6 protein-coding genes and 1 pseudogene are annotated in these 12,234 nt (G+C 62.1%); 4 read left to right on the top strand and 3 right to left on the bottom strand.

Annotation, left to right across the window (positions count from 1 at the left end; all coding sequences use genetic code 11):
• The first annotated feature begins 467 nt into the window (after positions 1 to 467).
• The 4 genes and pseudogenes from GON09_RS26690 to GON09_RS26680 form a co-directional block, all read left to right on the top strand.
• Positions 468 to 674: a hypothetical protein gene (locus tag GON09_RS26690; RefSeq protein ID WP_213934977.1), complete on the top strand. Its 207-nt coding sequence runs from the start codon at positions 468 to 470 to the stop codon at positions 672 to 674.
• 859 nt (positions 675 to 1,533) lie between these two features.
• Positions 1,534 to 2,963 (top strand): IS3 family transposase gene (locus tag GON09_RS26685; RefSeq protein ID WP_374195386.1). Its coding sequence is split into 2 segments (ribosomal slippage): positions 1,534 to 1,900 and positions 1,900 to 2,963, totalling 1,431 coding nucleotides; the frame shifts between segments, so codons are not numbered across the junction.
• Positions 2,964 to 5,252: 2,289 nt separating this feature from the next.
• Positions 5,253 to 5,387, top strand: coding sequence for a hypothetical protein (locus GON09_RS28815; RefSeq protein ID WP_280521708.1), 135 nt, complete (start codon positions 5,253 to 5,255; stop codon positions 5,385 to 5,387).
• Positions 5,388 to 5,584: 197 nt separating this feature from the next.
• Positions 5,585 to 5,925, top strand: a pseudogene (locus GON09_RS26680) (acyl-CoA dehydrogenase family protein); the annotation flags it as partial.
• A 188-nt stretch (positions 5,926 to 6,113) separates the two neighbouring features.
• On the opposite strand, the gene GON09_RS26675 reads toward GON09_RS26680, so the two are convergent.
• From GON09_RS26675 to GON09_RS26665, 3 genes are all read right to left on the bottom strand, one after another.
• Positions 6,114 to 6,566 (bottom strand): helicase associated domain-containing protein, encoded by a 453-nt coding sequence (locus GON09_RS26675; protein WP_244867048.1) that lies wholly within the window; start codon positions 6,564 to 6,566, stop codon positions 6,114 to 6,116.
• Between the two features lie 759 nt (positions 6,567 to 7,325).
• Positions 7,326 to 7,664, bottom strand: coding sequence for a histone-like nucleoid-structuring protein Lsr2 (locus GON09_RS26670; protein ID WP_213934975.1), 339 nt, complete (start codon positions 7,662 to 7,664; stop codon positions 7,326 to 7,328).
• Positions 7,665 to 10,087: 2,423 nt separating this feature from the next.
• Positions 10,088 to 10,600, bottom strand: a complete 513-nt coding sequence (locus tag GON09_RS26665) for a hypothetical protein (RefSeq protein ID WP_213934974.1) — start codon at positions 10,598 to 10,600, stop codon at positions 10,088 to 10,090.
• Between the last annotated feature and the right edge of the window lie 1,634 nt (positions 10,601 to 12,234).

The following is a 12,234-nucleotide window of genomic DNA, read 5'->3' as shown; positions in this document are numbered from 1 at the left end:
CGCGGGGGCCGCGGCGAGCGGACACCGGTCATGGACCGCACAGCATCAGAGGGCCTTGCCCACCCGGCACTTGTCCGCTCGGCTACGCATCGTAGTTGCGGTGCGGCAAGACAGCCTGCGGGCGGCATCGCCGGGACCAAGGACGAGACTCTCCGCGCGAACCCGCAGCGGCGAGTCATCGGCGCGGCGACCGTCAAGGAAACCGAGTGCGGAGGCGATGTGCCCCCCTGACCGGCGTCGGTGGGTCGGCGATGCGGTACGACGCCGGGCGTGATCCGACCGGCCATGTATCGAACCTACGCCCTGAGGTCGAGCCCCGGCCCCACCTCTGTCCTGTGGTTGCGTCGTGGACGGTGTCGGCGACGGGCTGATCCCGGTATCGGTACCCTCGGGCTTCTATTCTGCGGGTCACCGGCGGGGTGCGCACCTGGGGTACCAGCCGTGGCGTTTTTTTGCGCGGGGGCCTTGTGCAAGAACCGATCGTCGGCACCGGCGGCCGCGCCGACCGCCGCTCCGGGATCCCGCGGGACGGAGCACGGTGCCACGCAGGCGTCCGTCTCGGAGCCGCCGCCGCGAGCGTGCCGAGCGCTGTGGTCAGCGGATCACCGATGGTGTCGACAGCGGCCGGTACGGTCGTGTGGGTCTGCGTGGCACTCGCCATCATCCTGATGTGACTCCTGTTCCGGCCGCAGGGGTGCGCGCCGACCGGTCGGACGCCTCCGGCCGGCCAGGGGTGCGACAGCCGCTTCGGACGCGTCCCCGTCGCCCCGCTCCTCGAGCCTGTGCTGCCCCATCGCATCGAACTGGCGTCATAGTCGTGATTCCGCGGGGCCGACCGGGGCGCCCGAGGCGAAGACGTCGATGATTCGACTACCTGCCCGACAGTGTCCGCTGATCGATTCCGCACTCTTTTGCGTCCTTCCGGGCTCCCGATCGAGACGCGAAGTCGGATCCCTTTCGGTAGCCGGGCAATACTTCAGCAGTTTCTAGTTCGTCTCATGCGGAGTGTGCGTTCCGAACCGCCTACCGAACGCATACCCATCCGGATATCGGACGCCATGGTCACGATGTGTCGGTGGCACGGGGACGATGACGCTGCCACGCGAAACAACCGCCGGATGGTGTACCCATGACACCGTCCGGCACCAGACATTATCGGAAACCGCAGTTCCACAGCAGTTTCCATATGACTGTCCGTGAAGTTTTCGCCTACCGCAGATAGAATCGGCACACAGTTCGGAGTCGATCGACTCGTATACGCGCAGTCCCGAACATTCCCGCTTGCACGGCATTCCGTTTCAGTGAGGTGACACACGGCAGGACGACAACGAGGAACGCGATGACCCCAAGATAGCCACGCCGATAAGCACCGCGGGCACCCGGAACATTTGGTCATCCATTTTGTTGCCGAACCCCTCTATGTCAGGGTGAGTTGAGTCCATCGGGTCATTGCAAGCCAACCCACGATAGAGGGCGAGAGAAGGACCAACCGCGATCATGACCAACTCGATCACAGTCCTGGACAATGACCGTATGGAGGACGAGGCGAACCATCCCAGGGCCGGCGGTCCGCAACCACGGCGGACGTTCACTCCGGCGGACAAGCTCGCGCACCTCGACGCCTACGAGCAGGCCTGCGAGACCAACGAGGGTGGGGCGTACCTGCGTCGCGAAGGCTTGTACTCGTCGCTGATCGTCGAATGGCGCCGCCAACGCGACGCCGGCGTCCTCACGGGCAAGAAGCCGGGCGCGAAGATCGGCAAACTGACCCCCGAACAGGCGGAGATCGCCCGCCTCAAGCGGGAACTGGAACGGGCGAACAAGAAGCTGGCCACTACCGAGACCGCACTGTCCATCATGGGAAAAGCGCACGCGCTCTTGGAACAACTCTCCGAGAGCGCGGACGCCGACGAGACGCGGAAGAAGCACTGACAGCCGCCCACCACGCCCTCACCGCAGCCGGTGTGACCACCCGTGCCGCAACAACATTGACCGCTGTGGCCCGCTCGACAGCGATCCGCACCCGGGAACGCCCGGCCGCTTCCGTCCCATCCGTCTCAGCGGTCATGCGTGCGCCGGCGAACAAGCTGTCCGCGCTCGAGCGCCGCCGGGTCGTGGAGGTGCTGTGCTCGGATCGGTTCGTCGACCGGGCGCCGCTCGAGGTGTACGCCACCCTGCTCGACGAGGGCATCTATCTGTGTTCGGTGGCGACGATGTACCGGATTCTGCGGGAGAACCGGCAGGTCAGCGACCGGCGTCGGCAGGCGCGACATCCGGCTCGGGCGTGTCCGGAATTGGTGGCGCGAGCCCCGCGGCAGGTGTACTCGTGGGACATCACGAAACTGCCCGGCCCAACCAAGGGTGTGTATTACGACGCGTATGTGATGGTCGACATCTACTCCCGATACATCGTCGGAGCGCACGTGCAGACCCATGAATCCGGGCTGCTGGCCGTCGAGTTCATGACCGATATCTTCGCCACCCACGGGATCCCCGAGGTGGTGCACGCGGATCGAGGCACATCGATGACGAGCAAGTCGGTCGCGACCTTGCTCGCGGACCTCGATGTGGTCCGGTCGCACTCGCGGCCGAGGGTGTCCAATGACAATCCATACTCCGAATCATTGTTCAAGACATTGAAATACGGACCGGGTTTCCCGGAGCGGTTCAGTTCGGTGCACCACGCCCGGGAGTTCATGGACTCGTTCGTCGCGTGGTACAACCACGATCACCGTCATACCGGAATCGGATTGCACACCCCGGCCGATGTGCACTTCGGTCTCGCGGCACCCAAGGCGACTGAGCGTGCTCGAGTGCTCGCCGACGCCCGCCGCACCCACCCCGCGCGCTTCGGTACGACGGACCCATACCCAACGATCCTGGCCCTACCCGCCGACGCCTGGATCAACAAACCCGTCCAAGACCCGGCGACCGAACCGGACACCGAGGAAGTCGCCGCTTAACACCCGGTGGACTCAATCGCCTTGAAAAATTCCGCACTTGGACGTGGTCGTCGAGGCGAGGCGCTGTCGCAGGCTGAGGGGTCGGAGCCCATAGTCCACTACCTGAGTCAGCGATGATCCGGGCACAGGACGCAGTGGAACCGCTTGATGGCTAACACCTCGTGATGAGTCAGGCCTTGGCGAGCGGGGGACGACCCGTTTTGCCCTCCCCGATCGAGGGCGAAACGGGGCTGTTCCAGGATCTCGACGAGAGCGCGTTTCCGTCATAGACGACTTCTCAACCGCGAATCCCACGATTCATTGATGGGCGTTCGGTGACTCTGCCATGCCTCCTCGGCTGAAGGTCGGGTGCCGCTCTCCGAGTGCCACGATCGATTCCGGCGGCGCGCCTGTTTCGGTTCTTGCCTGGTATTGCCGGCCATACCAGGATTGGACGAATGTGAAGACTAGGCCCGCGGCGCCATCGACCTCACTCCCCGCTCCGTCGGCGCGACGACGGACACAGCCGCGCCGACGGAAGGGTCCCGACGCGACAGAGACAACGTCGGGATGTATGTCGATGCGTAGGGGCGGGCATCGACACAGCGGCACCCCATGCAGTGTCGATGCTGGCCGGGGGCGACCGTCGACAAGCTTGGGGTGCACGTTCGGGAATCACTTACCCTCCCTCGCAAGAGATCACGCCGAACATTCAAGACATTACATTAATTTGGCAAAGAACAGCAATAGGACGCGGTGCATACTCGCGCGTTCGACGTCGACGCCTCCGCACGGCGTCACGGAGCCCGTAGAGAACCCCCTCAATTCGATCAATTCTATTGCTGGCCTTGATCATTCAGAACTCCAAGCTTGGAGTAGGGATGACTTGGCGCTCGGTCTGTCGATCCGGCGCCTGCCGACCTATCGAAAGTTTCCCCGTTACCCACGGTGCCTGTAATCCGAATTGACACCTACGAGAAAGCGTTCGGCGTCGCACGGTTCTGCGCGGTGCAACCGACTTCGCTCCAGTGATCGAGCAAACGGTGGCGGTACAGCACGGACGCCGCCGCTCTCGCCACGGGTCTGCGCTCTCGATTGAGCGACGGCGCCACGCTTTCCTTCCAACGGCGCGTGGCGTCGGCGGGGTCCGATCCGCCCGGTGACGGGAAGGCGCCGATGGTGTAGTGCGCTACTGTCATCGTGTCTGACACGTGTATGGAGGAAACGGTGAGCCGGGCCGCCTGTTCCGCTCCGTCGAGGCTCGTTTCACGTCGCAGATTCCTGAGCACCACTGCGGGTTTTCTACCGACGCCCCCTTCCGCTGCTTCGAGTCATGCGATGGCGCGCCACCACTGGTCCTCTTCCTCCTGCCTGTCCATCAACGCGCGGTATTGCGCAGCACAGGCCGATGAGCACAGTCCGCCGTGCTCAGCATCGGCGGTGCGCTGTCGGCATATCGCACATCGAGGCGGAAGATCACCGGCAGAATCCCGAGCCACGCTCAGTACTGCGCTGACCACAATCAGGAAGATCGCAGCCCCGACGAAGACGGCAGCGACACTGTGTCCATAGAAAAGGACTCCGGCAGCTGCGCACGCGACGGCCGAGGACGCGGCAGCAAGCGGTGCGTTGTGAAGGTTCACGAATCATAGGTCGGAACACAGATCGCGTTCGTTACCAACGGCGAGGCCGACCCCGGAAGCCACCACGGAGGGTCCTGTGCCACTCAACGCCGAGATGGGCCCCACCTCCGATGGAGCTACGCCCGACACAGCAAAATCCGCCGATGACCTGCACGATCGAATCAGAGCAGTGATGCAACGACGATGACTCGCTCCGTTTCAACAGTTGGACGGGGCAGCGCCTGTGCGGTTGATGTCGGAGCCGTCAGCTGACGATGTCACCGGGTTCGGGGTGCGGGCGCCGGTATCGATGGCCTCGGCCAGACCGGGAGGTGACCGCGTCAGCAATGGCGCAGCACGCTGAGGAAGAGCGTAAGCGGCTCGCCCACGAACGCGACGGACATAGTGCCGGCGAACCGACGTCGATAGATGCCCCAGAACGATCGATGGCCCGGATGTTGCCCCTGTCAGGCCGCCAAGGGCTACCTTCATCTTGATTTTTGGCACCGAGTAGCATAACTATGGTTGAACAGAACATTACCGTTGCTGTCGTCTGAGTGACCCGCTCGGGCGATTGTCTCCGGCACGCGAGTCGCAGGTCCTGCCACGATCGGCAGGACTGTTCTCTCGGCGGGAACTCGTCGACTCCTCCGCTGGATGGCATACGAAGAAGAAAGAGCGATTTCTTATGATCTCCAGCCTCGTGGTCCGTCCGTTGGCACGGGCGATTGCAGTCGTGCTCATCGTTGCCGATTCCGCTCTCGCCACGCAGGTGCCGCCGTTGCCCGATTGGGAGGAGACCGGCGCCGCTGCCCGGAACTGACGTCGTCGTTTCCTTCGAGTAGAAGCCGCTCTACCTTGCCTTCCGACGTCGTGGCCGATATCGCATCAATCGGTACTCACTGCGACACCAACCTCGAGCACGTGTCCCTGAGTCTCGTCCCTGCTTGCTGAGCCCACGCTCGACCGCTGACCCGACTCTTAGCGTTCGGCTCCCTGCTCGAGCAGGAAGAGATCGACATCCGCGGCTTCGTCGTCCCCACCGACACCCCCGGCTTCTCCGCTCCCGAGATCCACTCCAAGCTGTCGCTACGCGCCTCGGTCACCTCGGAGCTCGTCCTCGACGGCGTGCGCCTGCCCGCCTCGGCGATGCTGCCGAAGGCCAAGGGTCTGCGCGGACCGCTGACCTCCCTCGGCGAGGCCCGCTTCGGTATCGTCTTCGGTGCGAAGCCATCGCCCTCGCGCGTGAGTGCCGGACCATCCTCGGCGCCAACGGAATCACGCTGGAGTACCCGGTCATCCGGCACGCCAACAACCTCGAATCGGTGCTGACCTACGAGGGCACCTCCGAGGTGCACTAGCTGACCATCGGCAAGGCGCTGACCGGCGAGGCAGCCTTCCGGTGACCATGACACTTTCGAGACTCCTCTCGTGTGGGCGTACGAACTCGGGTCGCCGCAAGCGTCAGTTCGACATTCGAACTCGGAGTCCACGTCCTCATCGCTGAATAGTCACACAATCTTCGACCGGGGCCTGCCACGCTCCGTAGTCAGCGTGCAGCGACCGTAGGCCGTCGCGTGGCGGTTCGCGGCCCTCGTGCTCGTGGGGCTGGAGATACGCCGAGAAACGACAGGACGGACTGCTCGTCTACGGGCAGTTCCCCATCACGCCATTTGCGGACCTTCCGATACAGCCACTCCCCCACCGGTTCACCGTCATCGGAGACAAAAGTGCTGGGGACCTCGCCGCTACCGTGCTTTTCGCGATAGGTGGCGAGCTCGAGCACCATTTTGCGGTATTTGTTGTCGGCACCTGCGGGAGGTGTTGCCTGCCAATCGAAATTGATTGCCTCCAGCTCGGCTTCACGTCCCTTCGGCAGTGTCCGGATGATACGGCCGTTTCGTTGCCGGTCGGCCCATCGGCCGAGATGAAAGCCGTCGTCGGTCACGTAGTCCCGGTCGACGACTGCATGCCGGCAGTGCTCGACGTAGTGTTGCACCACTGGCGACACATCGACCGGTACGGCAGGACGCGTTCGGGAAGGGGCTTCAGGGCGGTTGCGTACTCGTATGTGGGCAGTATGCCCTTTGGTCAATCAGCTTGAACCTTCGTGGCGTTCCGGGGAACAGCTGTGGACCTTGCAATGGGCTCACCGGTCCCATTGTGCTGTGTAGGCGGGCCACCCATTCAGTTCAGAACCCGATCCATCCCGGATGAGACGCCTTCGTGGCCGACGACGTCACGTCTATCGAATAAGAGGATTCCGCCGCCATTGCTGTGCTCCCCCACCACGTGTCGGTGAGTTTATCAGCGAGCGTGTCCTGCCGTCACAGAGCCGCGTACAAGATCATCGCTCAGCGCAGTCAGCGAGCCGGGAGTGCGCCCGGAAAGGGATACGGACCCGAATGGGTCTCGAACAATGTTGCGTGTCCGGCTGGTTCCGGTTGCCGACCCACAACGAAAGCGCCGCTCGCGCACTGTTCATCCCACTGATACTTCGTCAAGGACAGAAGATACCGACGTGCCCTGCCGCTTTGGTTCGCCAGCGTATTGGACCGAGAAATCCGACCATTCCCATCTGAGGGAGTACGACGCATTTGCGCTACTCGTCGTGTGGAGCAGTGTCGGTCGATCCCACGGTACCGACCGACACTGCGCCGACTGATTGAATTCAGGCCACCTCGGCGGAGCCCATTATTGAGGGCGGAGCCGATCCGAATCGGCAGCTCGATCATCCGGAATGGTCTGAACGGGGCGATGTTCAGTGAGCAGCGACGTACTCATCGACAAGGGACTGAGGAAGACGTCCGCGAGCAGGAACTTCGAAGCCCTCTCCGATTGCCCACTCTCGAATCTCTTTGGGGTTCGGCGAATTCACATCCGACGCCCGGGCAGTTCCCGCTCGCTTCTTACGTCCTCCGATGCGGGTCGCATGTTCGATGTAGTAGTCGAGCTTCTTCCGGAAGTCGCGAGCATTCTTCTTGTTGAGGTCGATGGTGTACTCCACCCCATCAACTGCGAAACTGATCGATTCGCCGCCGTCCTCCACCGGAGTTCCATCGATGTCGTCGAAAGTCTCAACGATTGTTCTACGCGCCACAGGTTGATCTCCTTTTCAAATGCATCCGACCGGACTGTAAGTAGCCTCTCGAGAATCAAGGCAAACCAACTCCGATGCCAGCGTCACCGACATGTACAAGTCTACTCACGGATTGTCGCACGTCCGCGCCGATACGGTGCCCCAGAACCCGTCGAGGGCAAGGAACTCAGGAATCCATACCGCTTCTTGCCCGCGCCTCGGTGCTCCTTCCCAGCGCCCCGTGGTCGCTGTCGGTCGGCACTGATCTGGGACTCATGCGGCGGACTGGACCCTGGGTGTGAATTCCATGGAGTAACCAATCGGTTGGGGCAGTCCTTCGGTCTTGTTCAGAGCAGGAAAGGTCTCTATCTCGAAGGATCTTCCGACCCTTTTGCAACGACATTCGGTTTCTGCAGTTCCATCGGCCGGTGGCACCCGGTCCCATTGCAGCACAGCGTGAATCAGGCAGCACGACACGGGATTTCGCACTCTACGTGTCTGTCGTACGTCGCTCTGAATGTCGCATCGGCCACAAGCGCTCGATGTGGCACCGGCCGCAGTATCACCCTCGCTGCCGGTCGACAGTGGGCCCTGGTTCGGTTCGCACGGCGGATCACCCGATGCAGTTCGCTATTGCCGAAAACGCCGTGTTTCCTCGAGCGACTAGCCCTAACAGGTCCTGCTCGTTTCATCCGTCACATGACACGATCTCGACGATCGAGGACTACTGATCCCGAACACGCACGTTCTCACGACTACGACAACGTGCGATCCGAACATCGGGGCCGATCCGGGCGGAAGCCGGGATTCCCTTCGGTTCCACAAGCACGGACCGCGACCGATCCGGATGAGGGACGGCACGAAGAAGCCGACATGATCAGCAAGGCGACGGTATGTCCGTCCCACGGACGCCAGCTACATCCCGAAGCATCCCGCATTGCTGTCGCGGCCGCATGCCGCCGAGGAGCACGTCCTGCACAGGATACAGCGCGACAGACCGCAAACATTAGGACGCTCCGCTGCTAGGCAGCGAACGGATGGATCGATGGCTTCCCCCTCCCTCCGAAGAGCGGCGCCTTGGCCGAACGCGATCCCGACACGACCGAACCTGAGACGGAGGTTCCTATCGCGAAGGTCATTCGGGAGAGTAGTCAGCACCCGTCCGCAGATGTGCACATGGACCGAACACCACTCGAGACGCGACACCGACCTCCGCAACCGAACTGCATCCGGTCTCGTGTTGAGCATCGGGTCTGCACCACTGGACTGCACGCTGCCGACTGTCGCACATCGACTCGATCAGTGTGCCAGTCACTGACTGGACTAGATGAAGCAACTGCCCCGCACAAACGCGCCCATCTCACCTACGCCCTCGATCGCCGACACGCCCTATCCCCCGTCAACCCACATGCGCGTCCCAGGCCGAATCGAGACAGTGATGGTTACGTGTGCGGCCAGGCCCGCGCGCGGGACACTCGCTTCTCGCCCACACGACTCAAGCGTCCTCCCGATGGTGGCTTGACATTGCTTCGTCGAAACGGGTGCGACTTCCGGGACTCATTGACGCGGCACATGAGGGTCGATGCAGAAAGGACGGCGCTCCGTCGAAGGATCCGAACGCCCCGTCCTCACAGGGACCTGCCGCCAGCCGATCCTCCGCGCGTCCGTTCGTACAGATCAGCACCGTCGTCTGCGTCCTACGGCCACGCCATCCGGCCTGATCTCTTCGGTCCGCGCTTGCAGCCTGGAGCACCGTCCTGCAGGTGACGGACCGACGGTCTTGCTCGGGCCCTGTTGCTGCCGGCAGCGTCCGACACACGGCAGGACCGGAGCTCCGGGCATGCGCGATGACATCCTTCGAGCGCGGTACTGGGCCGATGGTGCTGCTCAGACGACTTGCGGCGCGCCGGGGACAGTAGGCAGGGGGGTGCGCCGATGCTGCCTGGGTTTCATCGTGCCGGCCGAAATGCGGGACCGGAGGGCACGATTCGTAAATACGACGCTTCGGCGTTTCCCGTCCGCGTCCCACTGCGATCGACCGGAGAAAATAAATTAGGGCCGGTGCGCGACATGAAGGGAATCATGTGGTGAAATTACTGTCAGAAATATAAGTCGACCGAAGGAGATCGAACCTTACCCTCCACGCATAACTACATGATGCTTGACAGCACATGACAAAGCCCCCTCGCGGGGGCTCGTCATGCGGTCGAACTTTGCCGAGATCGACCGTAATTCCAAACACCTAACGGCGTTAGTTTTCACCTTCACCGCTAGGCGTCTTTTTGGGGCCGAAGTTGCCGCTTCGTCTCCATTTTGTGCTTTCACCAGGGATTCCTTGCCGAATCCCCAGTTCCCCGAAGGGACTTACCGTGCCTGGTACGTCTCAGGGTACCCCATGCCCTGAACCGCAAACAACCTTTTCGACCAGCTCCGATGAGCGGATCTCACGCCCGGAGCAGATATTGGTCGCCTCTCCCCTTTCCGATTCTCAGGATATTGAATATTCCGATTCGGTTTCGCGCGCCATAGCGAATATAGAACGCGTCGAAAAAATGAATGAAGAAAGCGATCAGCGCGGCTACACATGGTCCCTTCCTGTCCCGCCACAATTGCAATCCACTACTCCCATTTGGTCGGGGCGCGCGCAATGGCAACGACAGGTCCGCGAAATGCTCAACCATGAAGAAGGCAGAAATATCTGCCGGCAGCATCACGCCGACCCCGAACGGGTCTTTGCCGTCGCTGTGAGCATGGCCTCGTTCGCGGACTTGCGCACAGGCCGACGCGTGACAGCCTCTCGTGACGTGCTCGCAGAACGTGCAGGGGTCTCCGTTACCGTGCTCAAGCGTGCTCGCCGAGTGTTGGCCGCCCTCGGACTGGCCCGCGAAATGATCCGCGGCCGCTTTCTTCGCACCCTCGAACAGTGGGCCGCTGAAGCACACCACGGACGCAAACAAGTCAAGGCCACCAGCGTCTGGGCTCTCCTTTCCCCCAAAGCGGTGGTCCTTCAGACCGCACCCGCCCGTGCAGCTCAGCCTTCGTCCGTCGTGCGCCGCCGGACCGGAACGTCCTTGGCAGCCGACGAACCCCATCGGTCCAGTTATCCACAGAGCGGTGGCCTTGACCCCCAATCTGTTGCTCTATCTTTTGGTACTTGTACTTCTGTTAAGAAGTACAAGACAACGCGCGCGAGCGCGCGCAGGCCCGATCACTCACATGAAGGAGGGCAGGGACCGCGTCCGATCAGCCTCCAGAGGGCCGCTGCGGGCCTAGTTGCGCTCACTCCATGTCTCGATACCACTGAGCACATCGGGTCCGTCTGCGACGCTCTCAGGGACCATTACGTCGATCCTCACCGCTGGTCTGGTCGTGACATCGCGACTGCACTCAACGAGGACACCCGTCGACGTGGATGGATGTGGCCGACGCGGGACTCATTGAAGCACCCCGTGCGCTACCTTCGGTGGAGACTTGCTGCGATCGACTGGTCACTCCCCTCCCCCACCGAACGGGCCGAAGCCGCGAAACAAGACCGCGATGCCCAACGTCGCGCAGCTGCACACTCTGCCGCGGGACGATCTGCGACAGCGACCTCGGGAGTCGCGCGGGCAACCGCCATGGCACACATCCGCAACCTGTTACATGGCAAGCGTTCGACAACACACGGACATCACTAGATTTCTTTGTGGTATGAGAAATCGATGCGGACGATGGTGCGCTCCACGACGCCTGCACACGCATGCCTTCGGGCGGTACACCCTTTCAGGTAAGGCGGTTTACCGCGGTAAACGGGAACGACTGTGGTCGATCAGCTTGCAGGGGTCTCCCGCCACCGACCTCCTCAAGCTTCGGCTGCGGTTTACCGCGGTAAACCGCCTACGCTCCCCCTTTGCGTCGGGTTGATGGACCATGATGGATGCCTTGTGCACAACATTCTCTGGACGCGGGGTGGATGCGTATCCTCTTGGCCATCGACATTTCAGTGGCTACGCATTGTGCCGCAGATCACGATTGAGGTCTGGGCTGTTTACGTCAGTCCCAGGTTTACCGCGGTAAACCTAGCTGTCCACAGGTAGTCGCTTCAAGAACGTTCCACTGGGCAGTGCTCAAGTTCCTGGACAGGGATGTGTCGGTTTACCGCGGTAAACCACCGCGCGGAGTCTACCCCTAACCGGCAGGCGCAGGTTCAGCTCTCCGAACCCGTTTACCTAATCGGCGAACTGTTTGTCGGTGCGTTCCGATCGCCCCGCCGGGTAACGTCCGCGAGTTCACGCGCTGTTTACCGCGGTAAACAGCGACACTGCTGTTATTTGCCCTTGCTCGGCGTGTGCCGCCGTCATATGGTTCCCAGGCGAGAAGATCGCCCAGTGGTTTACCGCGGTAAACCACTGGAGAACAGATGACTTCCTCCGTCGTCCACGTGCGCGGAACGCAATGGTTCAACGGGATGCAACAGTGCGTAAGGGAAAAGGTGCGGTTTGCTCGTGTAGCGTGTGCCGCTGTTGGCGTGCTAGATCACCGTCAGGCTGTGGACGTGCGGACGTCCGTTATCGAATCGACTACGCGGTTTACCGCGGTAAACGAATCTCGC

Origin of the sequence: Rhodococcus sp. B50 (assembly GCF_013602415.1) — a bacterium.
Classification (GTDB): domain Bacteria; phylum Actinomycetota; class Actinomycetes; order Mycobacteriales; family Mycobacteriaceae; genus Rhodococcus.
This window is presented reverse-complemented; position numbering and strand designations above follow the sequence as displayed.

Excerpts from the sequence above, each read along its gene's own strand:
- GON09_RS28815 (WP_280521708.1), top strand. The coding sequence starts at position 5,253 with ATGATCTCCAGCCTCGTGGTCCGTCCGTTGGCACGGGCGATTGCAGTC.